At 57.0% G+C, this 25,668-nt stretch carries 20 protein-coding genes; all 20 read left to right on the forward strand.

The annotated features are described in order from the left end of the window. The first annotated feature begins 36 nt into the window (after positions 1-36). Positions 37-702 (forward strand): TRAP transporter small permease, encoded by a 666-nt coding sequence (locus OR1_RS00335; RefSeq protein ID WP_041969260.1) that lies wholly within the window; start codon positions 37-39, stop codon positions 700-702. Further along, positions 699-2,093 (forward strand): TRAP transporter large permease, encoded by a 1,395-nt coding sequence (locus OR1_RS00340; RefSeq protein ID WP_052440164.1) that lies wholly within the window; start codon positions 699-701, stop codon positions 2,091-2,093. Before OR1_RS00335 ends, OR1_RS00340 begins: the two co-directional genes overlap by 4 nt. A gap of 31 nt (positions 2,094-2,124) precedes the next feature. Beyond that, the gene (locus OR1_RS00345; RefSeq protein ID WP_041969262.1) at positions 2,125-2,445 is read left to right on the forward strand and encodes a hypothetical protein; all 321 of its coding nucleotides are present in this window, start codon (positions 2,125-2,127) and stop codon (positions 2,443-2,445) included. A 47-nt stretch (positions 2,446-2,492) separates the two neighbouring features. Beyond that, complete coding sequence (locus OR1_RS00350; RefSeq protein ID WP_041969263.1) at positions 2,493-2,708, forward strand: DUF551 domain-containing protein; 216 nt, start codon at positions 2,493-2,495, stop codon at positions 2,706-2,708. Between the two features lie 262 nt (positions 2,709-2,970). After that, positions 2,971-4,161: an ABC transporter substrate-binding protein gene (locus OR1_RS00355; protein ID WP_041969264.1), complete on the forward strand. Its 1,191-nt coding sequence runs from the start codon at positions 2,971-2,973 to the stop codon at positions 4,159-4,161. A 46-nt stretch (positions 4,162-4,207) separates the two neighbouring features. Then, complete coding sequence (locus OR1_RS00360) at positions 4,208-5,137, forward strand: branched-chain amino acid ABC transporter permease (protein ID WP_041969265.1); 930 nt, start codon at positions 4,208-4,210, stop codon at positions 5,135-5,137. After that, positions 5,134-6,072: a branched-chain amino acid ABC transporter permease gene (locus tag OR1_RS00365; RefSeq protein WP_041969266.1), complete on the forward strand. Its 939-nt coding sequence runs from the start codon at positions 5,134-5,136 to the stop codon at positions 6,070-6,072. The genes OR1_RS00360 and OR1_RS00365 overlap by 4 nt, the downstream gene beginning before the upstream one ends. Continuing rightward, positions 6,069-6,794, forward strand: a complete 726-nt coding sequence (locus OR1_RS00370; RefSeq protein WP_041969267.1) for an ABC transporter ATP-binding protein — start codon at positions 6,069-6,071, stop codon at positions 6,792-6,794. Before OR1_RS00365 ends, OR1_RS00370 begins: the two co-directional genes overlap by 4 nt. After that, positions 6,787-7,491 (forward strand): ABC transporter ATP-binding protein, encoded by a 705-nt coding sequence (locus tag OR1_RS00375; protein ID WP_041969268.1) that lies wholly within the window; start codon positions 6,787-6,789, stop codon positions 7,489-7,491. Before OR1_RS00370 ends, OR1_RS00375 begins: the two co-directional genes overlap by 8 nt. 31 nt (positions 7,492-7,522) lie before the next feature. Beyond that, a complete protein-coding gene (locus tag OR1_RS00380) occupies positions 7,523-7,948 on the forward strand; it encodes a CBS domain-containing protein (protein WP_041969269.1) in 426 nt (141 codons plus the stop codon). Between the two features lie 132 nt (positions 7,949-8,080). Further along, complete coding sequence (locus tag OR1_RS00385; RefSeq protein ID WP_041969270.1) at positions 8,081-9,229, forward strand: Na+/H+ antiporter NhaA; 1,149 nt, start codon at positions 8,081-8,083, stop codon at positions 9,227-9,229. A 328-nt stretch (positions 9,230-9,557) separates the two neighbouring features. After that, positions 9,558-10,841: a hypothetical protein gene (locus OR1_RS00390; protein ID WP_041969271.1), complete on the forward strand. Its 1,284-nt coding sequence runs from the start codon at positions 9,558-9,560 to the stop codon at positions 10,839-10,841. Next, positions 10,838-11,311: a hypothetical protein gene (locus tag OR1_RS00395; protein ID WP_041969272.1), complete on the forward strand. Its 474-nt coding sequence runs from the start codon at positions 10,838-10,840 to the stop codon at positions 11,309-11,311. The genes OR1_RS00390 and OR1_RS00395 overlap by 4 nt, the downstream gene beginning before the upstream one ends. Positions 11,312-11,410: 99 nt before the next feature. Then, positions 11,411-12,661: a CxxxxCH/CxxCH domain-containing protein gene (locus OR1_RS00400; protein WP_041969274.1), complete on the forward strand. Its 1,251-nt coding sequence runs from the start codon at positions 11,411-11,413 to the stop codon at positions 12,659-12,661. A 15-nt stretch (positions 12,662-12,676) separates the two neighbouring features. Then, the gene (locus OR1_RS00405) at positions 12,677-15,454 is read left to right on the forward strand and encodes an Ig-like domain-containing protein (RefSeq protein ID WP_041969276.1); all 2,778 of its coding nucleotides are present in this window, start codon (positions 12,677-12,679) and stop codon (positions 15,452-15,454) included. Positions 15,455-15,468: 14 nt separating this feature from the next. Beyond that, the gene (locus tag OR1_RS00410) at positions 15,469-15,909 is read left to right on the forward strand and encodes a hypothetical protein (protein WP_041969277.1); all 441 of its coding nucleotides are present in this window, start codon (positions 15,469-15,471) and stop codon (positions 15,907-15,909) included. 30 nt (positions 15,910-15,939) lie between these two features. After that, positions 15,940-22,905: a CxxxxCH/CxxCH domain-containing protein gene (locus OR1_RS00415; protein WP_041969278.1), complete on the forward strand. Its 6,966-nt coding sequence runs from the start codon at positions 15,940-15,942 to the stop codon at positions 22,903-22,905. 99 nt (positions 22,906-23,004) lie between these two features. Continuing rightward, positions 23,005-23,526: a hypothetical protein gene (locus OR1_RS00420; RefSeq protein WP_041969279.1), complete on the forward strand. Its 522-nt coding sequence runs from the start codon at positions 23,005-23,007 to the stop codon at positions 23,524-23,526. 8 nt (positions 23,527-23,534) lie between these two features. Continuing rightward, positions 23,535-24,836, forward strand: a complete 1,302-nt coding sequence (locus tag OR1_RS00425) for a cytochrome c biogenesis protein ResB (RefSeq protein ID WP_052440165.1) — start codon at positions 23,535-23,537, stop codon at positions 24,834-24,836. Between the two features lie 7 nt (positions 24,837-24,843). Then, a complete protein-coding gene (locus tag OR1_RS00430; protein WP_237754180.1) occupies positions 24,844-25,614 on the forward strand; it encodes a cytochrome c biogenesis protein in 771 nt (256 codons plus the stop codon). Positions 25,615-25,668: the final 54 nt, after the last annotated feature.

Here is a 25,668-nt window from a genome sequence, read left to right on the forward strand (position 1 = left end):
CGGCCATTTTAGCGACTAAATCCAGGAGTTGGGGTCATGAAATATCTTGATCATCTCGAGGAATGGATCATCACCTTCCTCATGGGCGCGGCAACGCTCATCATCTTCGTATCGATCATCCACCGTTATGGCGCCGGGTTGCCGATCCCGGGCGTTCAGGATTGGCTGATCCAGCTCAACCTCAGCTGGGCCCAGGAGCTGTGCATCTACATGTTCGTCTGGATGGCCAAGTTCGGCGCAGCCTATGGTGTTCGTTCCGGCATCCACGTCGGCGTGGATGTGCTCGTCAACCGGCTTCCGGTAGACTGGCGCCAAAAAGGGGTGATGGTGGCCATCATCTGCGGCACCATTTTCACCGGCATCATCGGCACCCTGGGCGCCACGTTTGTCTGGGAGAACGGCATGCACTACGCCGTGTTCAACAAACTGGGGATGAATCTGGCCGATCTGACCGAAGGCCCCATCACCCCGGACCTGGAATGGCCGACCTGGATCATCTACTCGGCCGTGCCGCTCGGTTCGTACCTGATGTGCTTCCGTTTTATCCAGGTCGGATACCGTTTCCTGCGGTATGGAGAGCTGCCGCGCCACAACGAAGGCCATGTAGAGGGGATTGATGAAGTAACGGAAGACGTGCCGGGTGTTTTGCACGACCCGATAACACATGAAGATGCGGTTATTGAAGGAGGTATGACGAAATGAGCACAGCGGAACTGGCATTGAATGCCATACCTCCCATGAGCAAGACCCGGGCCGGCGCCTGGCTAGTGGGAATTTCAACACTCCTGATCGGTGTCAGCCTATACTACGGCAATGTCGGCATTGTGTTCGCACTACTCTTGGCACTGATGCTGACCGGAGTGCCGGTGTCCATCGCCCTCGGGCTGACCGTCCTCACCTTTCTCTATCTCCTGACCAACGTGCCGATCGAAGCGGTGGCGCTCAAACTGTTCACCGGCATCGAGAAGTTCGAGATCATGGCCATTCCGTTCTTCATCCTGGCCGGGAACTTCCTTACCCACGGCGGTGTGGCCCGAAGGATGATAGCCTTTGCCACCAGCATGATCGGCCATTTCCACGGCGGTCTGGGGCTTGCCGGCATCATCGCCTGCGCCATGTTTGCCCTGGTTTGCGGTTCCAGCGTCGCCACGGTAGTGGCCATCGGTTCGATCATCCTTCCGGCCATGGTCAGACAGGGCTATCCGATGCGCTTCGGCGCCGGCATCATAGTTTGTGCCGGTTCTCTCGGCATCCTCATGCTACCATCGATCCCCAAGGTGGTCTATGCAATCGCGACCAATACCTCGATCGGCGCCCTCTTCGTTGCCGGCCTGTTGCCGGGGATACTGCTTACGACCATGCTCTGCGCCGTTACCTGGTATGTCTCCAAGAAACGCGGCTACGCGCGTTTGCCGAAAGCCAGCTGGGGTGAGCGCATCAGCGCCTTCCGCAAGAGTGTCTGGGGCTTGATGCTCGTGGTTATCATCGTCGGAGGGATCTATTCCGGTATCTTTACCGCCACCGAGGCGGCCGCAATGTCGGCGGTGTATGCCTTCTTCATCTCCGTATTCGTCTATAAGGACATGGGGATGAAAGACGTGCCGAGGGTACTGCTCAACTCGGCCAACCTGAGCGCCATGCTGCTCTATATCATCACCAACGCGGTGCTGTTCTCGTTCCTGATGTCCCACGAGAATATCCCCCAGGCCATGGCGGACTGGATTCTCGGCAAGGACTTAGGTGTCGTGACCTTCCTGATCTTCGTTAACGTGGTGCTGCTCTTGGCAGGCAACGTGATGGAGCCATCCTCCATCATCCTGATCTTTGCCCCGATCCTCTTCCCGGCCGCGATGCGCCTCGGCATCGATCCGGTACACTTCGGCATCCTGATCGACGCCAACATGGAAGTCGGCCTCTGTCATCCGCCGGTGGGACTAAACCTCTATGTCGCCAGCGGCATTTCAAAGCTCAGTATTACCGAGCTTACGATGGCGGTATTACCATGGCTCAGCACCATGGTGATTTTCCTTATTATCGTTACCTATTGGCCGTCGCTGTCCATCTGGCTGCCAAAGGTAATGGGGATGATGTAAGGAACGGCCTTGGATACTTAGGAGAGACCAGATGCACGACCATATCTTAATTTACGTGATAGTGCTCCTGAACGCGCTCTGCCAGCTGATGCTCATCTGGAGGCTGCAACGGATGCAGAGCACTCGTTGGCTGTTTATGGGGATCGCGTTTGCCGTGCCGCTGGTGGCAATTGCCGTCATGCGCGCCCTGGTCGCCAGCGGGGTGATCAACAGCCATGTCGCTGACCAGTCAAGGATGGAGTTCCTGGTTACCAATGCCATGAGCATCCTTCTGATTGCCGGTCCCTGGCTGGTCACCGTGGCAGCGCTCCTGTACAACAGGAACATAAAGAGGGGCATTGCCCGTTGTTGAGGGCTGATTCAGGACGTACTGAAGCACCATTTTCACGGGGGTTTGTTATGAGCGTAATGGAATGGATTCCCATTTCCGAGCATCTTCCTGATGAGAGCGAGCGGGTTCTTCTTTTCACTCCGTACCGGGTTCTGGGTGATGACCACACCTGTGTCGGCACAAAAGAGAGTATCTCAACCTGCACGGCCCGGATCAACCGGAAGCAGGTTCCGGTATTTACCCACTGGATGCCGTTGCCGCCGATCCCGACGAAGCTGGTTTGATATTATCGTGTACAAGGCCTTTATAATGCAGTAAGAGCACACTCTGCCATGTGTGCTCCTTTCTGGCCGGAGGATTTCCTCCGGCCTTTTTTTATTCATGAAAACCATGTTATTCGGCTTGGTAACTGGTCATCAAATCAGATAGAAAATGGCTGCGGATAATTATGGCAAGATACTGATCAGACAGATATTTGCTTGTATACAATTAAAAAACAGCTACAATTTAATTTATTAAAGCAGCATTACCAAATGGGAGGTATGTATGAAAAAGAATGCCTTGGATGTTTTGATTCTGTTTCTGTTCGTCCTTCTGCCATCGTCACTTTTAGCTGCGAACCTACCCGAAATCGTCATCCCCATTCCCCTTACCGGTCAACAGGCGAAATTCGGTGAAATGATGAAACGTTCCTATCAGATGGCGGCTGAGGAGATCAATGCCAAGGGTGGCATCAGGAAACAGAAACTGGTCCTCTCCTTCGAGGATTCAGGAGCCAAGCCGGAAACCGCCCGGGCAATAGTGGAAAAACTGATCGATTCGAAGAAACAGCCGATTATTGTCGGCGAGTACACCTCATCCTGCGCCAAGGCGGTAGCCGCCGTTGCCGAAGAGCGGAAAACCCCGTATCTCATCGTTGCCAGCGCCGATGACGCCATCACCCGCCAGAACTACAAATATGTGTTCCGCCAGAATGCCGTCAATGCCCATTATGCCGACGGCGTCATCGATTTCTTCAAACAGGTCGTAAAACCGAAAACAATCGCCATCCTCTATGAAAGCTCCGCCTTCGGCACCTCGGGAGCCGATGCCATGGTCAAGGATGCGGAAAAGCTCGGTATCAAGGTCCTGCTCAAGGAAAAGTACGAATCAGGCTCCATTGACTTCAAGCCGATTCTCTCCAAGGTCAAGGCAGCCCAGCCGGACGTCCTCTTCATGGTTTCCTACGTTATGGATGCCTCCCTCCTGATGAAGCAGATCAAGGAACTCCGGATCGATGTCAAGCTCTTTGCCGGCGGCGCTGCCGGTTTTTCGATCCCCGAATTTCCGGACAATGCCAAGGATGCTGCCGACTATGTCATCAGCGCCACCCTCTGGACACCGCAGCTGAAATATCCCGGGGCAAAGGAATATGCCGAAAAATACCGGGCAAAATACCGGGATTATCCTTCCTATCACGGCGCCTCCGCTTACTCGGCCATTTATGTGCTGAAGGATACACTTGAGCGGGCGAAGGATTATACCCCGGAAAAGATCCGCAACGCCCTGAAAGCCACCAACATCAAAACCGCCTTCGGCCCGATTAAATTCGAGGACAAAGAGGGGTATCAGAACCAGAACTTCAACGATACACTGGTCACCCAGGTACAGAAGGGAGAGTTCGAGACCATCTGGCCTCAGCGGCATGCGAGCAAGAAATATGTTTACCCGATACCGAAATGGAGAGAGCGGAGATAAATCAAAGCAAGGCAACTGAACGCGAAAAGGGCTGAGGAGATCTGCCATGACGTCCGTCCAGCTTGAAGTCCTTCTCCAGACGATTATCTCCGGGATATTCCTCGGGGGGCTCTATGCGCTGCTGGCCATCGGCATGACCCTCATCATGGGGGTCATGAAGATCATCAATCTTGCTCACGGAGAGTTGATGATGGTCGGCATGTATATCGCCTACGCCCTGTTTTCGTATTTTCAGGTCGATCCCTATCTCTCGGTCTTCATCGCCGCACCGGTCCTTTTCGGTCTCGGCGTCATACTCCAGAAATTCCTGATCAACCCGGTGATGAAAGTAGAGTCGATTCTGCCGGAAAACCAGGTGATCCTGACCGTGGGGATAGGGATGGTGCTGGCCAACCTGGCGACGATCTTCTTCGCTTCCGACTACCGTTCCACCCCGGTCTCCTATGCCACCAAGGCCTGGTATCTGAGCGATTTCTGGAAAAGTTCACCCATTGAGCTTTCCATCTCCTTCCCCTGGTCAGTCTCTTTTCTCATTGCCCTCCTCATTACTGCCATTCTCTGGTTTTTTCTCACGAAAACCGATCTGGGCAAATCGATCAGGGCAACGGCTCAGGACAACGACGCGGCCCTGCTCATGGGGATCAATGTCAACCGGATGCGGGTAATCACCTTCGGACTCGGCTCATCCCTGGTCGGAGCAGCAGGCTGCCTTTTCATCCCTATTTACTACCTGTATCCGGATATCGGCGGGCAATTCACCCTTATCGCCTTTGTCATCACCATCCTCGGGGGGTTGGGATCGACGGTCGGCGCCATCGTCGGCGGGCTCATCCTGGGGATATTCGAATCACTGACCGCTACCTATGTCGGCATGGGGTGGGCCCCGGTGGGGAGATTCATCATCTTCATCGCCGCGCTCATCTTCATCCCGGGCGGAATCGTCTCCCTCTTCAGAAAACTGAGGTTCGGCAGATGAAAAAGCTCGCCCCGGCCTTGATAATAGCAGCTCTTGCCATGCTCCCACTGATCGGGCTCAATACCTACCTGCTCCATATCCTGATCATCACCATCATGTGGTCCATCATCGGCATGGCATGGAACCTCCTTGGCGGCTTCTGCGGCCAGGTCTCCTTCGGTCACGCCGCGTTTTTCGGGGTCGGCGCCTATACCTCGGGCATCCTCTACCATAAACTCGGCCTGTCAGCATGGTGGGGCATGCCGGTGAGCATAGTAGTTGTCGCCCTCTTCGCCCTCGTCATCGGCTTCATCTGCCTCCGGCTGCGCGGACCGTTTTTCGCCCTGGGCACCCTGGCAGTCGGCGTCATCCTCCGGATTACGGCCGAAAACCTCACCGGCATCACCGAAGGGAACCTCGGCATCATGATCCGGGAAAGAACCTGGGTCGACAAGACCTGGTACTTCTACATCATTCTCACGCTGGCCGTACTGGTCTTCATCCTGATAAAAAAAATAATCGGCTCCAAGCTCGGCTACTATTTTGTCGCCATCCGTGAAGATCAGGATGCCGCAGAATCACTCGGCATCGATACCACCTTTTACAAGACCATCGCGCTCTGCCTGAGCGCAGTCATCACCGGACTTGCCGGCGCCTTTTATACCAGCTATATGGGATACATCGACCCGAAAGTCGTCTTTGCCCTCCATGACATTTCGATCGTTGTCATCATGGTGGTGATGGTGGGCGGGGTGGCGACCTACTGGGGCCCGATAATCGGCTCCGCCATCATGGTGCTGCTGGCGGAACTGATCAGATCCATACCGAAGCTGGGTGCCGCGCATCTCACATTGTTCGGACTGCTCTTGATCGTTATCATCATTTTTCTGCCGAACGGCATCATCGGCGACATCCCCAAGCTGAAAAGGCTGCTTGGCTTCAGGAAGAGTTTATGACACCTCTACTGGAACTTAAAAATGTATCCAGATTCTTCGGCGGCCTGGCCGCGCTGACCGACGTCTCCTTTGATGTCAGGAAAGACGAGATACTGGGGCTCATCGGACCCAACGGCGCCGGGAAGACGACCCTCTTCAATGTCGTCAACGGGTTCTACGCCCCATCGAAGGGGGAGGTCTTCTTCAAGGGGAGCAGGATATCGGGTCTCAAGCCTCATAGGATCTGTGCGCTCGGCATGGCAAGGACATTCCAGGTGGTAAAACCTCTCCAGAGAATGTCCGTTCTCGACAATGTCATCGCCTCGGCCTTTTTGCGGGCAAAAAACAAGGCAGAGGCTGAAGCCATCGCTACCGAAGTGCTCCTTTTGACCGGACTGAATGATGACCGTGATGTCATTTCCAAGGGGCTGCCGCTCGGCAAGCGCAAACGTCTGGAAATAGCCCGGGCACTGGCGACAAAACCGGAACTGATACTGCTCGATGAGTCCTTTGCCGGCCTGAACCCCACCGAGCAGAATGAGTCGATCGAAATCATCAGAAACATCAAGGGAAATAGCATCACCATCATGATCATCGAACACAACATGAAGGTTATCATGTCCATATCGGACCGGATCATGGTCCTTAATTACGGGGAAAAGATCGCCGAGGGGAGTCCGGATGAAATCAGGAACAATCCGCTCGTTATAGAGGCATACCTGGGGGAAACTCAGAATGCTTGAAATCCGAAACATAGACGTCTGTTACGGCGATGTCCAAGTCGTCTGGGATGTTTCCTTTTCCGTGCAAAGTGGTGAAATCGCCGCCCTGATCGGCGCTAACGGCGCCGGCAAATCGACTATCCTCAAGACTATCTCCGGCATTGTCAAACCTTCCGGGGGGAAGATCATCTTCGATGGAAAAGAGATCAATCAGATGGAGCCATACGATCTGATCGAGACCGGACTGGCGCATGTTCCAGAAGCTCGGCGGCTTTTTGTCGAGATGACCGTTGAAGAGAACCTCGACCTGGGCTCACTTAAGGGAAATGCGAAAAAATTGCGTGAAGAGACAAAAACCATGGTTTACGAACTGTTCCCCCGTTTAAAAGAGCGGCGCAAGCAACTTGCCGGAACGCTGAGCGGAGGAGAGCAGCAGATGGTGGCTATAGGACGAGGTCTGATGTCCAAGCCGAAGCTGATCATGTTCGATGAACCGTCTCTCGGGCTGGCACCCATTCTGGTGCGTGATATTTTTGAGGTAATCAAAACAATCCGTAGCGAAGGGATGACAATCCTGATCGTCGAACAGAACGTCAAACTCTCCCTGGCGATTGCCGATAAAGCCTATGTGCTTGCTTCAGGCAAACTCGTCATGGAAGGCACGGGTGCCACACTGCTCGATAATGAGCATATAAAGACGGCGTACCTGGGTGTTTGAGACTGCAGGAGGAGATGTACAAGGGGGCGATATGTATAAAGTTGCGCACTGGATGACCCCAAACCCCGTCACGATCGACAAGGACGCGACCATCATCGAGGCGATGCACCTGATGAAGGAGAAAAACATCCGCCGCCTGCCGGTGATGGACGGGCAGAAGATCGCCGGAATCCTGACCGAAAAAATGGTCCTGGACTTCAAACCGAGCAAATCGACCTCACTCGACACCTGGGAGGTCCATTACTTCCTGGCAAAGACACCGGTTACCGAGGCGATGAACCCCAAACCATACCGGGTTACGCCAGACACCGACCTTGCCAGCTGTGCTCAACTGATTCATGACCGTAAACTGAACGGCGTACTGGTGATCGACTCGTCAGATCATCTTGTGGGTATACTCACCACAACCAATGCGCTCGAAGCGCTGATCGCAATCTGCAAATCCCAGACTCCCTGAGGCAAGGGCACTGCCCTATTTACAGAGCCTCTCACCAAAGGGGATATATAAATGCGCTTGGAAAAGCGCCTTTGTTTATTGTACAAACGTGGTGAGTGAATTCCATCCCCGCGTCACGCATCTGGGAAAACCATGAAGCACCGACTCAACCTTCTCCGCGAATTTTCCGTGCCGCTGCTGGCCGGTGTTGCCGTTGCCATCTTATGGGCCAATATTGACCCGTCAGGGTACGCCCACTTCAATTCAACCCCCTTTCTGGGCGGGCTCTCCTTTCATTTCGTTGCCAACGAACTGTTCATGGTGCTCTTCTTTGGTATTGCAGCCGTTGAAATTACCCAAAGTTTTCTGCCGGGCGGCGACCTGAACCCGATTTCCAAGGCGGTAAATCCACTTCTCGGCACGATTGGCGGCGTACTTGGCCCGGTTGCGATTTATTTCGGGTTGAATGCTTTGATTGGAACTCCGGAGTTAAGGAACGGCTGGGGCATTCCTACAGCAACGGACATCGCCCTGGCATGGCTGGCAGCAAGAACGGTATTCGGGGCAGGCCATCCAGCAGTATCCTACCTCCTCTTGCTCGCTGTTGCCGACGATGCGATCGGTCTTGCCATAATCGCGATTTTCTACCCGGATCCCAACATGCCGACAGAACCTTTATGGCTTCTGTTGACAGCTTCCGGAATGGCGATTGCCTACCTGATGCGCCGTGTCAATCTGCGCAACTACTGGCCCTACATCCTGGCAGGCGGAATCATGAGCTGGACCGGCCTGCACAATGCCCACCTGCACCCGGCCCTGGCGCTCGTCTTCATAATCCCTTTTCTTCCCCACGCCAAAGCTGAACATAAACATTTCTTTGAAGAAGACCCGGGCGACCATACTCCGTTAGCAAGATTCGAGCATGAATGGAAGGTAGTTGTCGATTTCGGGATGTTTATGTTTGGGCTGGCCAATGCGGGGGTGCAGTTCTCAAGCATGGGGACAGTAACCGGACTTGTTTTGGCGTCACTAATAATTGGCAAAACATGCGGTATTTTCTGCTTCGGAGCGCTGGCGGCAAAGTTCGGATTTAGCCTGCCTCACGGGATGAACCACAGAGATTTGTTGACGGCAGGGATGATCGCCGGTACCGGGTTTACGGTTGCCCTGTTTGTCGCGGGTGAGGCATTCAGCAATCCGATAATCGGCGGTGCCGCCAAAATGGGGGCCATGTTCAGCATCATAGCAGCTGTCATAGGACTCATCATGGGACGGATACTGGGAATTGCAAGAAAGAGTTGATAACGACAACGTCGCTGACCGGTCCAATAAATTCATGCAACATTTATTGCATGCCAATTATTTTTTTCTCAACGTAACCCACTGATTTTACACGTTCATTAAGTTTCGCCTGTACCATATCTCAAGTAATGTTGCACGTTACTGATACGCATTTTTCTCCCCTGCGTCGCCAACCCACCGTTATAAAAGACAATTACTTAAATGCGCTTTTAAGGCATGGATACTGCTCCTGTACAAAGATTAAGCATCTCCTTTCACCGATTTGACTTGATATTGCTCTCAGGTACACTTAGCACAATTGAATCATTTCCTCTAATGGAGCGACTCTATGAAGCGTCTGGCAAGTATGGCCACCCTTCTCGCCCTTCTGTTACCGTCCATGGCCGCTGGCGTTGAAATCGGCGCTGATGGCACAACGATCATCCGGATAGAGGAGCGGAGTGTACCCGGCTTTGCGAAGCAAACGGTTGCCCCGGCGACCCAATATCTCGGATTCGATGCCGAAGATATCAGCATCAAAGGCCTTTCCATGCACTTTTACGGCTGGGGGCGCCTGGACCTTGCCGATGACAGCGCTGAGAGCACAACACCCCGCTCGACCGACGGGAATTTCACATACGGCTACCTGCAGTACCGCTTCGATAAGGCCAATGCCCGGGTAAAAGCCGGACGGTTCTTCGTTTATGAAGGGATTGCGGCGGAGCAGATCGACGGGGTGTATGCCCGGACCGACCTCAACAAGGGGTTTACCATTGCCGCATTCGGCGGCATCCCGGTCAGGCTGGACCGTGACGGCATGACCAAGGGGAAATATATCGGCGGCGGCAGGCTCGGCTACCGCTACGGCGGGATTCTCGATCTCGGGGTTTCCGGGCTTCACGAAGCCGACTCCCCGACTCTGTACGGAAAAGAAAAGAGGCAGATGCTGGGTGGCGACATCTGGTTCTCTCCCCACCGGATGGTCGAGCTTTCGGGACGGAGCAGCTACAACGGCACCACCGAAGAGATTGCCGAACACTCCTACCTCCTGTCGGTCCGCCCGGTTTCCGGGCTTACCGCAGCCGTTCATTATACCGATATCCGTCTCAAAGACTATTTTGCCTTCACCAATGTGCCGTCGCTCTTCAACCCGAACAACGGCGATAAATTCCGGTCGCACGGCGCGACCGTCTCCTACCGGATCACCAAACTCCCCTTCCCTGCTGAGGTTTCGCTGGAATATAGGCATTTCAAGCGGGACAGCAAAGGTAACTCGGACCGTTACGGCGGGGAGATCCGCCTGACCCCTCTAGACAAGCTCAACACCGGTGTATCCTATGCCCGGATTGCGGCAGCCAACGGTATCATGTCGTACAATGAGGCGCGGGCATTCGCCATGTACAGTTACGGCCGGTTCAGCGTGAACCTGGATGCCATCGGCAATATCTACGACGACTCAGTTTACGGGAAAAAAGACTCCTACGAGATTACCGGAGGCTGCGGATACGCGATAACGCCATCCTTGCGGGTTTCCGGTGAAGCGACCTATGCCGACACCCCATGGTACGACAAGGATGTCAGGGGGCTGCTCAGACTCAACTATTCTTACAACAGTAAAGGAGCCGCACAATGAACCGTGTCACCTGGACAATTCCGGCGGCGCTCGGCTTCGGGATGCTGCTCATGACCGCCTGCAGCCAACTTCTTCCCGCATCTGGCAACCTCCCTTCGACGCACCCGGAAGCGCTCCCGCAAGGGAGGCCGGTCTGTACCGAATGCCACGAGGCCACGCTCAAAGACTCTTTGAAACCGTATGCGGTATTCGATCATACCCCGTCGTTCGTGAAGGACCACCGTTTTGCGGCCCAGTCAGAGGAACGGACCTGCGCGATCTGCCACAAACAATCGTTCTGCACCGACTGCCATGCGAATCACAACGAGATAAAACCCTCGCTGAAGCTGGGGGACCGGCCGGACCGCGACCTGGTCCACCGCGGGGACTACATGACCCGGCACAAGTTCGAGGGCAAGCTTGACCCGACCGGCTGCTACCGCTGCCACGGACGGGCAAACAACGAAAAATGCGTGACCTGCCACCGGTAAGCGGTGAATGGTGAAGAGTGAATAGTGAAATGGATTAAATCTTAAAATCTTTTTCACCCTTCACATTTCACTTTTCACATCTTTTATCAGGAGACCCCGATGACCACACGTCAAATGAACTTCATACTCCTTGCAGCTGTCATAACTATGGCCCTCCAGGGGTGCGGCAGCTCAAACAGCAAGGCCCCGAGCGTCAACGCATCCGGAAAGCACCCGGCCGACTGGTACACGGCACACCGCAATGCCTTTTCAACGGCCTTTATTGCCGATGGCGCCCAACAGTGCAAGGAGTGTCACGGAGTCAATCTTGACGGCGGGATCGCCAGCGTCAACTGCACCACCGGCTTGGCCGGATTTCCTGCCGGTCCCTGCCATGCAAACGGTCACGGCCCGAGAGTAACCCACCAATTGCCGTTCAAGGCGGCAAACCTTCACGGCCCGCAAGCAAATGCGGACATCGCCGGCTGCGGAGCCTGCCACGCCACCGGAACCGTCCCGGGGAGCAACCCCAGGTTCAACGTAACGATCGGATCGCTCACCAACGGTTGCGAAGATTGCCACAAGACCGGCACCGCCCACCCTCCGGTTGATCCGGCCAAGGTTGCGGGATTTCCGGCAAGCTGGAATAACCACGCCGCTGCCGGCAACATAGCAGGCGCCTGCACCCTTTGCCATGGTTCCCTTTACCAAGGAGGAAGCGGACCGGCCTGCAGTTCTTGCCACAATCGTGCAGGCGCGGTCATGCCGCCGGTGGCCGGCCAGTGCGTCTCCTGTCACGCCAAGCCCCCGGCAACAGGCAGCCATGCTGCGCACAGCGCCGTGGCAAGCATCGCAACCCTCTGTACGGCCTGTCACGACGGCGCCGGAAGCGGCACTCCGCGGCATGGATCGCGCGGCTTCGCCAACGTCTCGACAGCCATCTCTCAGGACTTTGCCGCCAAGACCGGTTCCGGGAGCGTGACCGCTTCATTGACCTGCCGGAATATCAGGTGTCACGGCGGCGTGACCACCCCGCCATGGGGAACCGGGGCCATCAATGCGGCAGCAGAGTGCATCGCATGTCATACCCAGGGGACTGCCAGCCAGACACCGCAATACAACAGCTACTTCTCCGGCCAGCACAGCCGTCACGTAAATTCTATCAGGCTGCAATGCACGGACTGCCACGATATGAGCGTTTCAAGCGGCAGCAACAGCCATTTCAGCAACATGGCCACCCCGATCTTCGAACTCAGCCCAGGGCTCACCATCAGAGGCCCGGTAAATTACAGCGGCGGGCGCTGCTCGCCCGGCAATAACCCGGCCCAATTCAGCGTTGGTGTTTGCCATGGTTCCGAGAGCTGGCAATAACGGAGGGATCGACCGATGATCGTCCGCTTCATCTACAATATTATCAGGGGAATGGTTCTGCTCACCGCTTTTGCCGGTTCGTGTCTGGCTGCCGCCTCCCCGGCCGTTGACAACCTGCCGGCAGTGACGAGTCATGTCAGCTCGCCGGTCCGGCTGGCAGTAGATCAGTTCATGCATATCTATCTCACTGACCCACGCGGCGGCGGGATCAACAAATATGACCGAACCGGCAAATGGATCGCCGCAATACCGGTCCCGTCACCCCAAGGAGTTGCGGTTACCGACAATCAGGACCTGGTGGTCAGCCAGAAGGACAGGGTCTCGGTAGTCTCAGGTTCGGGGAGTGCTCTGTTTACCATGAAGGATTCTCAGGGATCGACCTTCGTATTCCAATATGCCAACGGCGTGGCAATCGATCCGGTGACCGGCAACATCTTTGTTTCCGACAGTCTTGCCGACTGCATTCTGGTCTTCGACCGGCTGGGGCAGCCCATAACCACCGGAGTCGCAGCGAGCGGCAAGCCTGCCAACAGTTTCGGCAGCACCGGAACCGGTAACGGCCAGTTTTCGATGCCGACCGGCCTGGCCTTTGAAAAGAAATCCCGGCAGATTGCAGTGGCCGACACCTTTAATGGCCGGGTACAGTTCTTCGACCTTACTTATTCGTTCCAAAAAAGCATCGGCAGCCTAGGTTCGGGGCAGCTGTCATTCACCTCTCCGGAGGGGCTCGTGTTCGAGTACACCAGGGATGCCAGCCAAAATCTTTACAGAATGTACGTCCTCGATTCATTTCAAAGCAGGGTCCAGGTGATAGACCCCGGCGGAAACGGCACGTTTCTGAAAGAGATCGGCGGTTACGGCCGGGGTAACGGCAAGCTCAGGAACCCTTCCGATGTCGTTTTCGACAACATCAACAGCCGCCTTATAGTTGCCAACGGCATCGGCTCATTGACAGCCTTTTCAATTGACGGCGGCGCAACCCCGGTCGATGTGGATGTTACGCCACCGTCACTGACCGCGTTCCCTGCTTCGGGGATATCGACCAACCAGAGCAGCGTAACCTTCTCCGGTACGGTTGAGACCGGGGCCTTAGTGACGCTGACCGCCGATACCGCGGCAACGACAGGTCCGGTTGCCTATTCTCCCACCAACTCAATCGGCACCAGCACCTGGAACGCCACGGTAAGCAACCTGGCTAGCGGGGCAAACATTATCAGCATAAAGGCCTATGACAGCGCCAACAATCCGGCCACGCTCACCAGAACCATTAACTTCAGCGCCGCCAATGCCGTGGCCATGACCATCAATCCGGTAACAACCCCGACGAACAGCACCAGCCAAACATTGTCCGGAACCATTGAGAGCGGCGGCACCGTGACTGTCAACGGCGCGGCGGCGACCGTTTCCGGGACGTTCTGGAGCTTCGCCGCAACACTTGCCGAGGGCGCCAACTTCTTCACAATCGCCGGTTCCCTGGGAGGCAAAACCGGCTCTACCCTTGCCGCGACAATAAACGTTGTGCTGTCTGCTCCGGAGATGCATGCCGCGACCCTTGTCTCGGGCAGCACTACGGCAACCCAGCTTCTCACCGTTCGCGGCACTGTTGCTATAAATGAAAACTTTGACCGTCTGACCGCCACCATCAACAACGGCTCGCCGGTCGCCGTCATTGTGCAGGGAGAGACGTTCGCCTATCCGGTGCTCCTGAACGGAGGCACCAATACCGTCGCGACTACGGTATACGACAAAGCCGGCAACAGCGCGACCGACAGCCGCACCATCACCTTCGACCCGACTAACGGCCGGGCCACCATTACCGCCACCACTGCTACCGACGGCAGCGTTACCTCGTCCGCGGCGCTCGATCTGTCCGGCACTATGCCGACCAGCGCTACCTCTGTCAGCATCGGCTTTACGATCAACGGCACACCTACAACTGTTCAGGCAAACCTCGGACCTGCCGGCACCTGGAGCGCAACAGGGATCAATCTCGATAACGGGATCAACGCCATCCAGGCAACGGCCATGGACGGCACCAATCCTTTGACCAGTGCCTCCTTGACCGTAACCAGAGTAGCCGCTGACATGCCGACCATTACGGTTAACGCCCCGGCGAACGACCTGGCCACCGACAGCACTGACCTGTCACTGACCGGCATTGCCGGGGCCGCAGCGGTCACTGTCACCATGGACGGTTCGGACATACCGGTAACCTTCATCCCGGGAGCGCCGGCAACATTCACTCTCAACCGAAGCGGCATTGCCAATGGCGTTCACCTCCTGGCACTTTCGGCAACCGACGCCTTCGGCAACACGGCAACTGCCTACCGGAGCCGTTATGTAAAGACCTCGCCTCCGGCCGGATTCTCAATCGATCAGTTTGCCGGCCAGTCGACCACCCTGAACGGCACTCTTGAACCGGGAGCAACGATCTTTGTGAAGAGATCCGACGGCACCGATTTGATAACCCCGTTGATCGTGGGCGCCAGCGGCAGTTGGACCATTACCCTGCCATCGGCATACGACCCGGCGACCATGAACCTGTTCGGCCTCGACCAGGCCGGCAACAGCACCAGAAACGGCCGCCTGGGGAATGACAACAGCCCGCCGGACATAACAGACGCCATCAAAGCGCTTCAGATAGCTATGGGACGTGCCGATGCAACGCCCTTCCTGCTCCTTCGCGGTGACGTGGCGCCGCTTGTAAATGGCGTTCCAACGCCTGACGGCGTGATCGACAGTGGCGACGTCCTGATCATTCTGCGCAAACTGCTCGGGTTCATCAATTTCTGATTAGGAGAACCGTAATGACCTATCTGCAATCAGCAATGCTCTTGATCTTTCTGGTTTCCCTGGCAGGATGCGGCGGCAACAGCGCCTCTCCTTCTGCGCCGACGGCTGCAGATCTGAAGATCGGCACCACAGGAACCGCTACCGGACCGGTAGGTGCCGCAGATGTCACGTTCCCGGTCTTTGCCCAGTATTCAGTTACCGGCATAACCCCGAACAGTGCACTTAATGTTTGGGAGCGGGTGACGCCTTCGAGCGTGAGGGTGGTACTCATTTCAGCCTCCGGCACCCCTGTGGGCAGTATATTGGGGACAGTCAGCCTTGCGATAAAGGATGGTTCCAACCCGCAAGCAAGCCAGTTCAGTACCGGCGCAACTGCTGTGATCAAGGATTTGAACGGTGCTATGATTCCTCAGGCCCAGATAGCGCCGACCTTCGCAATTGACAATGTCAGATAGGAAACGACCGAATTTTTTAGGAGTGGAGCCATGCTGAGAACCTTTGCCCCGTGGTTCATTGCCGCTTGTTTGGCTTTCGCGAACCCTGCATATTCCGCAATCATCCCGGATGCTCCCCACAGCAGCGCCAGCGGCTTTACCTGCATAGCCTGCCATGCGAGCCATCCGGTCCTCGGCGGCACCGGTTACAACAACATCTGCCTCAACTGCCACAGGCCCGGTTTTCCCCGGGGGGGCGGCAAGCCTTTTACAGAGGCGGACATGGCAAACCCGTTCGGGACATTTACCTCAACGCGCAACGGTTCGGTCTTCCAGACGTCCCATGCATGGCAGGGATCGGATTCCGTTTCCGCGGCAGGGGCATTACCTCCTTTGCAGGCCGGTCTCACCAGCGTTCGCACCAAGACCGGCGGACAGCTCGCCTGCGTCAGGTGCCATAACCAGCATTCCAATGCCAACGGTTCGTTCCTGAGGGTTGCCAACGATCAGGACCAGCTCTGCCTGGACTGCCACCGTCAGAGAAACACGACTGACCACAAGGCCGGCACGCATCCGGTCGGGATTGACTATGCGGCCCGGGCGGCCGGCAACCCGAAGTTCAAGGGATTTTCCGCCTCCAGCGGCCTCAAACTCGTCAGCGGCAAAGTTCTCTGCAGCTCCTGCCATGGGGTCCACTATACCGATTCGCGCGCCGGGACTGCCAAGACCGCAGCCGGTTACAACAATCTTTCCACCGGGGACGGCAACCTGCTGAGGACAGCCCTTCGCGGAGCGCAGCCAAACAGCCCTAACCTCTGTACTGCCTGCCATACCGGCAAATTCAGTCACAACAGGCGGGGCCAGAATGTCCAGTGCGGCGACTGCCACGGCGGCCATGTCGATCCAGGTGACGGCACCACCCCGAACGTCCGGCTGGTGAACCGGCAGATGCGCTTTTCGTCAACGCTCAGATCAGCCAAAAACAAGCCGGTCTTTTTCCAGTCAACCGCGGTAAAGAATTATAAAGATGCGAACGGCACCGGAGTCTGCCAGTCCTGTCACGACATCCCCATGGGCTCTGGCTTCCAGAGCTTCCATAACATAACCGACACCACCGGCTGCACTAACTGCCATTCCCACGACAATCCGCTTGGCACTTATTCAGTGGACCCCAACAAGGCCTGCAACTCCTGTCACGGGTATCCCCCCCGGGCAAATACAGCCGGAGGCCCTGACGGCTATGCCGCAGGGTCGCCGTTTACCAACGAAGCAAACAGCGGCCATGCCACGCATGCCTCTACCCCTTATCAGAAGGCATGCACGGAATGCCATAACGGCAATAGCCACGCGACCGGAACCTTCCAGGACGTATTTCTGGATACTGCCGGCTCAATTGCCGCCACCGGCGGACTGACCCCGTCATACAACGCCGGTACGTTCACCTGCGCCAATGTGTACTGCCACAGCAACGGCGCCCCACGGACCGGCATCACACAGAATGCCCCGACACCGGCAACAATTCCGGCATGGAATAACGGCAAGGGAGCAATAACCGGCCAGCCAAACGCCTCCCGCTGTAACAACTGCCATGCCGCCCCGATCGCAACCAACAGCCACACCAAACATATCAATGCTGCCGGTTACGCTATTGCCTGCAGCGTCTGCCACTCGGCAACGGTCTCGGGAACAAGCTTCACAACCACTACCATCAGTAACCAGAGCAATCACACCAACGGGATCAAAGATGTAGTTTTCGGAGATCCGGCGACCGGCGGCATCTGGGCTCAAAGTAGTGCAACCTGCACCAACATTTACTGCCACAGCAATGTTCAGGGCGCCAGCGGCAGCGGCGCGCCGGCATTCAGGTCCCCGCACTGGGGAATCGACAACGGGACCATCGGCTGCGGGTCGTGCCATGCAAATATGGCGACTGACACGTCAGGAACCGGCAGCCACAAGACCCATGCCCAGGCACCATACGTCTACTCGTGCGGCGTATGCCATAGCGGTTATACCAATGCATCGGTAGTAACCGCTACCCACGTCGATAATTCGATCAACCTCTCGTTCTCGGCACCGGCAACCAATGGCGGCACAACACCGTCATACTACGGCGGCAACACCAAAACCCCGGGTACCGGATTCCGGCAGTGCCAGAACATTTACTGCCACAGTACGGTGCAAAACGCCACCAGCGGCAACAGCAGCGGTATCACCTACAAGACCCCGACATGGGGGGATGCGGCATCGGTAGGGACTTGCGGGGGGTGTCATGTAAATATGGCCGTCGACACTACCGGAACCGGTAGCCATGCCGCGCATGCCAGGATATACGGAATGCCGTGCAGCGAATGCCATTCCGGAGCCGGCAAAGATCCGAACACCGGGATAGCCACCCCGCTTCATGCCAACGGCAAGATCAACATAGCTTTCAGCGGGACAAGGGCTGTCGGCGCCACTTATACAAAAGGGGCGGCAATAGACCCTGGGCAGGGTTTCGGCAGATGCACCGCCGCCAACTGCCATGGTCAGGGTGTTCCTACCTGGGGATCACCCTTGTCCGGTACAGATTGTCAAAAGTGCCACGGCGATGCCAGTGCGCCGTTTTATTCGACTGCCATCCCAAGAATAACCACAAATACCGATGCCAAAGTCGGTGCGCATTCGGCACATTTGCGGGCAACTCATGCAATCAGCGGCAATATTGCCTGCAGCGAATGTCATGCCGTTCCCGGCACACTTAACAGCGGGAACCATATGAACGGCACCGTTGAAATTACCTTCGGCACCCTGGCCAAGTCGCAAAGCACCAATGCCACATCCTGCAACACCAGCTGGTGCCACGGCGGCAATACAACATCGCTTCCGGAAAACAATCCGGTTCGAACCGCCCCATCATGGGCAACGCCGTTTCCGACCGGGTCATCGCTTGGGACCGGCGGTGCAGCGGGCACATCAGGGACCGGCTACTGTGCCCAGTGCCACGGTTACCCGCCTCTCACCGCCCTGCATGCGGGTAAAACCGCCGGCCAATGCACGATCTGTCATCCTCACCTCAATAGCGACGCGCAGACCTTCAACAACGCGGCCAAGCATGTTAACGGCACCATCGATGCCACTGGCGGTCATGCATTCCCGTATCAGGGTTCCACGCACCTCAGCACTGCCGGCACCACTCCATGGGCCAGTTGCGTGACAGCCGGCTGCCATACTCGCGGCGCAAACACCACTTATCCGGTGGCGGCCGGCACTCCTCCGGACTGTAACGCCTGCCACCTGGGAGGGCTCAAGGTCCCGTCCGGCACCTCTTCCTGCTGGGATTGCCATGGCGTCAGCGCCGCGAACGGCCTCCCCAACGGTTCATCGTTCCCCAATAACGCCGGTTCCCACAGCGTGCATGCGGCGCTGGCCGGCATTTCCTGCGCTTCCTGTCATACCGGTGGCGGCACCGGAACCACCAGCCACGGTCCCGGCAATCGCACGGCAAAGTCTTCGGTTGCCGATGTCAAGGTAGCCTTTACCGGACAGGGGGCGAACCCGGTCTGGACCGTTGCAGCCATGACCTGCTCTGCCACCAATTGCCACGGCCAGGGAGCGCCGACATGGGGAGCCACCAGCGCTACCCCGGTTAACGGGTTCCCGTACTCGGCGGTCCAGTGCGAAAAGTGCCATGGCTCGGCGACAACCGTACCGTTTTACTCGAACGCCATCCCCAAGGTGACGGCCAATACCGATGCCAAGGCAGGAGCTCATACCGCCCACCTGCAGGCAAGCCACACCCTCAGCAACAAAATTGCCTGCAGTGAATGCCACACGGTTCCGGGAACAGCAACGGCAGCAGGTCATATGAACGGCACCACCGAAGTTGCCTTCGGCACCCTGGCCAAGTCGCAAAGCACCAACGCCACCTCATGCAGCACCAGCTGGTGTCACGGCGGCAATACCGGCCTGATCCCGCAGAATAACCCGGCCAGAACCGCACCGGCATGGGCAACTCCTTACCCGGCGGTCGGCGCTGTAGGGACTGGCGGTGTCGGCGGCACCACCGGTACCGGTCTCTGCGCCCAGTGCCACGGCTATCCACCGGCCAATGCCCTCCATGCAGGCAAGATCGCTACCCAGTGCACCGGCTGCCACAGCCATGTCAACGCCGACGCCACCGGATTCTCCGACGCGACCAAGCATATCAACGGCACCATCGATGCCAGCGGCGGGCATTCATTCCCGTATCAGGGTTCTGCACACCTCAGCGCTGCCGGCACCACTCCATGGGCCAGCTGCGTGACTGCCGGCTGCCATACACGCGGCGTGAACACCACTTATCCGGTGGCGGCCGGCACTCCTCCGGACTGTAACGCCTGCCACCTGGGAGGGCTCAAGGTCCCGTCCGGCACCTCTTCCTGCTGGGATTGCCATGGTGTCAGCGCCACGAACGGCCTCCCCAACGGTTCATCGTTCCCGAATAATGCCGGTTCCCACAGCGTGCATGCGGCGCTGGCCGGTATTTCCTGCGTCTCCTGCCACACCGGTGGCGGTACCGGAACCACCAGCCACGGTCCCGGCAATCGTACAGCCAAAACTTCAGTTGCCAACGTTACGGTAGCCTTTACCGGACAGGGGGCAAACCCGGTCTGGACCGTTGCAGCCTTGACCTGCTCTGCAACAAATTGCCACGGCCAGGGAGCGCCGACATGGGGAGCCACCAGCGCTACCCCGGTTAACGGGTTCCCGTACTCGGCGGTCCAGTGCGAAAAGTGCCATGGCTCGGCGACAACTGTACCGTTTTACTCGAACGCCATCCCCAAGGTGACGGCCAATACCGATGCCAAGGCAGGAGCTCATACCGCGCACCTGCAGGCTAGCCACACCCTCAGCAGCAAGATTGCCTGCAGTGAATGCCATACGGTTCCGGGAACAGTAACGGCAGCAGGTCATATGAACGGCAGCACTGAAATTGCCTTCGGCACCCTGGCCAAATCACAAAGCACCAACGCCACCTCATGCAGCACCAGCTGGTGCCATGGCGGCAATACCGGCCTGATCCCGCAGAATAACCCGGCCAGAACCGCACCGTCATGGGCAACCCCCTATCCTGCGGTCGGCGCTGTGGGGACTGGCGGTGTCGGCGGCACCACCGGTACAGGTCTCTGCGCCCAGTGCCATGGCTATCCACCGGCCAATGCAATTCATGCGGGCAAGGCCGCAACCGCCTGCACCGGCTGCCACAGCCATGTCAACGCCGCCGGTACCGGTTTTACCGATGCCTCCAAGCATATCAACGGCACCATCGACGGCGGCGAATCGGCTGGTGGCATTGCCTGCAACAACTGCCACAGTTTTTCTTCGGCAATGGCCAACGACACCACGACCTATCACCACCCGGTGAATTCAAACGTCGACTACGGATCATCTACATGCCTGCAGTGCCATGTTGATCACAACATCTTCAGCCCGATCTATAATACATCGAATCCGAGCATTGCCGACAGAAGCGCCAACCTGAGGAGCAGCAGGCTTAACACCCCAACCCAAACCGGTGGTAATGCAAACTCTGATTTCGGCAATTTCGGGGTTCTCGACAACGGCGGGATCTGCATTACCTGTCACACCAACACCCAGAACATTTCCGTCAACCAGAAGAACGCCCCGTCAGTCGGAACGGTACTTGCCACCGTTCAATATGCAACCTACAACACTGCAGCCCATCAATACACGGCACTGTCGACCTACAGCGACGGCACGACATTTAATGCCAACTGCAGCAAATGCCATCTGGCCAGGGCAACGGAGACTTCTTCATTCCAGTCCGGCAACCAGTTCGCCACTCACCTGGGGTACGACCGAAAGCTGCTGGGTGGCTTGGGGCTCACGGTTGTTGCCGGTAGCGATCCTCTGGAGCAGAATCACTGCTTCCGCTGCCACAGCAAGACTACGGACAGTAACCCCGGCGGCGCTGCCGCAAAGACAACCGCCAATCGTGACTACTACAACAGGGCTGCCATGGATGCCGCAGCCGAAGCCGTATTCTCTGATTTTGCCAAGACCGGCGGCAGGCATAACGTTGCCGGTTACAGCGGCATTCATTATCTTACCGAGCCAAACGGAAGCGGGCTTATAACCACAAAGCACGTCGAATGCGGCGACTGCCACAACCCGCATGCAGCAACAGCATCAAATCATGCGATCGGGACTAACAATGTCTCCGGAGTCCTGACCGGCGTAGGCGGCGCCACACCGAGCTTCGTCGCTTCCAACTGGGGCGGAGTCTCATCGTATGCGAATGCAGCTACGGCCGACATGGAATACAAAATCTGCCTCAAGTGCCACAACCTGAATAATATCTCCTGGGGCGGCACAGGAGCGGCAGCCTGGACCGATCTGGGGCTGGAATTCAACCCGAATAACAAATCCGCGCATCCGGTTATCGTCTCACTGAACAACCAAACCGGGTCATTGGCTCCTAAAGCCTTGACCGCCGCGCAGATGACTGCACCTTGGACAGCTGTCGGCACCCAGACCATGTACTGCTCCGACTGCCATGCCTCAGATACCGCCGGCTCCCAGGGCCCGCATGGCTCGACCGTCAAGTGGATGCTGACCGGAGCCAACAAGGCATGGCCGTACACATCAGCGGCGAGCAACGGCACATCTGCAGGGACTTTCTTCACCTTGAGTACCAGGACCACAAACAGTGGTACGAATAACGGCCTGTTCTGTCTCAACTGTCATCCGAGCACAAACCAGAACAATGTTCACTCTCGGGGCAACCATACAAGCATCCCCTGCGTGAACTGCCATATCCGGGTTCCCCACGGCGGCAAACTGTCTCGTCTCATTACGACAGATACGGCGGGTTTGCCGGGACGTTACAAGCCTGATGGCAATAACGGTGCGTTCTCCGGAGGAAGGGTAACGCAATTCAAGAAAGCTGCCGGCCCTAGCAACTACTCGGAAAGCAACTGCAACCAGAGTGGCTGCAGCAGTCACGGAGCTGTGACCTCCCCGGAAACCTGGTAGCCATAACCGCCCCGCCGGTGCCATGCCGGCGGGGGCTGTTTTTTCATACTGTTTTGCACTCCACTTACTGCGTGATACTATTTCCCTACGATGCCGACAATGCCACCACGCTATCTACTTCTACTCGCAACCCTAGTCCTATACGCCTGCACCCTGTCCAACCCTGCGGCTGACACCGAACGGCAGGTCAAATCGGTCATCATGCGTTACAACCAGCTACTTGCCGATGGCTACCGCAGCATGAACATGAACCCGCTCCAGGAGGTGGCCACGGTGGAGCAGGCAACCAGGCTGTACCACCACATGGCCGCCCTTGGCGAGGGTAAGCTCCGGATGGATTCGGCGCTCAAAGGGATCACCTTTGTCAAAACCGAATACCCGCGCCCCGGCGAAGCGGTTATCCAGACCAGAGAGAATTGGGACTTCACGCATATCAACATCGACACCGGAAAGAAATTTGCCGAGGAGCGCGGTTTCATCTACGAGATGCGCTATCAAATGAAGCGTGATGGTAGCCGCTGGGCCATCACGAACGTTGACACGCTCTCCGGGACCAGCACCGATACGGTCATCCCTTGGCCGGAGAAGAAAAGACCCCCCCCTGAACCACTCTACGGGTAGCAGATAGCATGATGACCCGCGTGAAACGGTTTTTCCTCTCCCGTAGTACCGTCCTCACCATCATCCTCCTTGCCCTGGGGGCTGTAACCCTAGGAGCGCTGGTACCCCAGGAGTTCATTACCGACCGGATCGAGCTGGAGAAATGGCGATCGCTGCACCCCACCTTGTCCACGCTCTCCGATCTCCTGGGGCTTTGGCATGTCTACACCACCCCCGGATTTGCCGTCATACTGCTGTTAGTCTGCATATCCCTCACGATATCGACCGGTGAGCAGGGTAAATCCGCATGGGCCAAGACTTTCAAGGGGACTCCAGGCGGGGAGCCGGTCGGCTACTTCCCGATCACGCAGGAGCACGCGATTTGCGTACTCCGTGCTCTCGGATATCGTCAAATGTCTCAGGCAACCCTCCGCTTCATCAAAAATCCCTGGGGGTACTGGGGGGCCTTTTCACTCCATCTCGGGCTGCTCGTCTGCATTGCGGCGTCGCTGCTCATAGCGCTCACCCAGCAGCGGGGGAGCGTGGATCTGGTCCGGGGAGAGACCCAACTGGCAGGTGCGCCTTGGACTGGTGAGGAAAGAGGGCTGCTGGCAGGGAGCCTGGTGCTCCCGGAACCGGTCAGGCTGGACGGTTTGAGGCTTGATTATAGTAATGGGAGCGTCAAGGGTGTGGAGGCCACCCTGTTCTTCGGCACCGACCGATCGGCCGGAATCATGGCGAAAACGGCGATCAACACCCCTTTGTCGCATGAAGGGTTGACCATCTACCAGGGTAATGAGTACGGCCAAGCGTTCCTCATTGAGATTCGCACCCAAACAGGCGAGCTGTCACGGGCCGCATATTCGATCCGGTTCCCGGCGCGAATCGACGAGGCAGGTTACAACGAGTTCAGGGTTCCTGGCGAGCCGAGGCTGATGCAGGCGAAATACTCCCCGTTCGCAAGCGGGAAACCGCTCGATCCTGCTGAAATGCCGTTGACCCTGAGGCTTATGGACAATGACAGGGAGAGCGCCCGATTGACCCTTCGCCAAGGGGAAAGCGGCATGCTCGGTGGGGACCGGGTGGCGCTGCTTGATGTGCGTGACTGGGGGCGACTGATATTTGTGCGGCTATACGGCATAGAGGGGGTTTTTGCCGGATTCTTCCTGATTGTGATCGGGGCTGCCCTGACCTACTGTATGCCGCCACGAGAGGCGGTGATAGTTGCGAAAGGCGAGGAAGTCTTTCTTTCGTGGCGTTCGCAAAGATTTGCAGAGCTGTATCGGGAAGAGCTGGAAAATATCCGCGCCGGAATGGGGCAGGAAAGGTAAGAGACTGATGGACAAGCAGACAGCACTCTATGTGACGCTCAACTGGATAGCGGTGTTTTTCTATGTTCTCGCCACGATCGCCAATGTGTGGGGGATCGTCTTCGACCGGAAAAAACCGGAAAGCAGGAGCTACTGGCTCGCTGCAGCGGCCCTTGTTGTTCACGCCGCAGCAATAGGGCACTGGTGGAAAATCGTTGGGCATGGACCGTACATGGCGCCGAGCGAGGTCCTGTCATCGGACGCCTGGGTCACCATGGCCGCGTTCATCGTTTTCATCCGCAAATTCCCCAGAATCAGACCGGCAAGCATCCTGGTGTTCCCGGCCACCTTCCTGATGCTGGCGCTGGCGAACATGTACAACCCGGGCATCAGATCTCTGCCGACCACCTTCGGCTCGGTCTGGTTGATCTTCCATATCTCCTTTTACAAGATTTCACTGGCAACCCTGGTGATCGCCTGCGCCTTTTCCGTATTTGTCCTGCTGAAGGCGCGAAGCCACCCCCCGCAATGGCTCAACAAGCTTCCGGACGCCAACTCCGTGGATCTTTATGCATACCGATTCGCAGGGTTCGGCTTCATATTCTGGGCCATAGCGATGCTGGCCGGCTCGATCTGGGCCTATCGGTCATGGGGAAGATACTGGGGATGGGATCCCGTCGAGACCTGGTCTCTGATGACCTGGCTCATGTTCGGCGTGTATCTGCATCTGCGACACTTTTTCAGATGGGGGGGGAAACGGCGGCGTGGCTGTACCTGGCATGCTTCGTCGTGTCACTGATCTCGCTTTTCGTCACTTCCCACATGGGGAGTTCAATCCATGCGGAATACTTCA

This window comes from Geobacter sp. OR-1, assembly GCF_000813145.1.
Taxonomy (GTDB): domain Bacteria; phylum Desulfobacterota; class Desulfuromonadia; order Geobacterales; family DSM-12255; genus Geoanaerobacter.

Excerpts from the sequence above, each read along its gene's own strand:
- OR1_RS00335 (WP_041969260.1), top strand. The coding sequence starts at position 37 with ATGAAATATCTTGATCATCTCGAGGAATGGATCATCACCTTCCTCATG.
- OR1_RS00340 (WP_052440164.1), top strand. The coding sequence starts at position 699 with ATGAGCACAGCGGAACTGGCATTGAATGCCATACCTCCCATGAGCAAG.
- OR1_RS00345 (WP_041969262.1), top strand. The coding sequence starts at position 2,125 with ATGCACGACCATATCTTAATTTACGTGATAGTGCTCCTGAACGCGCTC.
- OR1_RS00350 (WP_041969263.1), top strand. The coding sequence starts at position 2,493 with ATGAGCGTAATGGAATGGATTCCCATTTCCGAGCATCTTCCTGATGAG.
- OR1_RS00355 (WP_041969264.1), top strand. The coding sequence starts at position 2,971 with ATGAAAAAGAATGCCTTGGATGTTTTGATTCTGTTTCTGTTCGTCCTT.
- OR1_RS00360 (WP_041969265.1), top strand. The coding sequence starts at position 4,208 with ATGACGTCCGTCCAGCTTGAAGTCCTTCTCCAGACGATTATCTCCGGG.
- OR1_RS00365 (WP_041969266.1), top strand. The coding sequence starts at position 5,134 with ATGAAAAAGCTCGCCCCGGCCTTGATAATAGCAGCTCTTGCCATGCTC.
- OR1_RS00370 (WP_041969267.1), top strand. The coding sequence starts at position 6,069 with ATGACACCTCTACTGGAACTTAAAAATGTATCCAGATTCTTCGGCGGC.
- OR1_RS00375 (WP_041969268.1), top strand. The coding sequence starts at position 6,787 with ATGCTTGAAATCCGAAACATAGACGTCTGTTACGGCGATGTCCAAGTC.
- OR1_RS00380 (WP_041969269.1), top strand. The coding sequence starts at position 7,523 with ATGTATAAAGTTGCGCACTGGATGACCCCAAACCCCGTCACGATCGAC.
- OR1_RS00385 (WP_041969270.1), top strand. The coding sequence starts at position 8,081 with ATGAAGCACCGACTCAACCTTCTCCGCGAATTTTCCGTGCCGCTGCTG.
- OR1_RS00390 (WP_041969271.1), top strand. The coding sequence starts at position 9,558 with ATGAAGCGTCTGGCAAGTATGGCCACCCTTCTCGCCCTTCTGTTACCG.
- OR1_RS00395 (WP_041969272.1), top strand. The coding sequence starts at position 10,838 with ATGAACCGTGTCACCTGGACAATTCCGGCGGCGCTCGGCTTCGGGATG.
- OR1_RS00400 (WP_041969274.1), top strand. The coding sequence starts at position 11,411 with ATGACCACACGTCAAATGAACTTCATACTCCTTGCAGCTGTCATAACT.
- OR1_RS00405 (WP_041969276.1), top strand. The coding sequence starts at position 12,677 with ATGATCGTCCGCTTCATCTACAATATTATCAGGGGAATGGTTCTGCTC.
- OR1_RS00410 (WP_041969277.1), top strand. The coding sequence starts at position 15,469 with ATGACCTATCTGCAATCAGCAATGCTCTTGATCTTTCTGGTTTCCCTG.
- OR1_RS00415 (WP_041969278.1), top strand. The coding sequence starts at position 15,940 with ATGCTGAGAACCTTTGCCCCGTGGTTCATTGCCGCTTGTTTGGCTTTC.
- OR1_RS00420 (WP_041969279.1), top strand. The coding sequence starts at position 23,005 with ATGCCACCACGCTATCTACTTCTACTCGCAACCCTAGTCCTATACGCC.
- OR1_RS00425 (WP_052440165.1), top strand. The coding sequence starts at position 23,535 with ATGATGACCCGCGTGAAACGGTTTTTCCTCTCCCGTAGTACCGTCCTC.
- OR1_RS00430 (WP_237754180.1), top strand. The coding sequence starts at position 24,844 with ATGGACAAGCAGACAGCACTCTATGTGACGCTCAACTGGATAGCGGTG.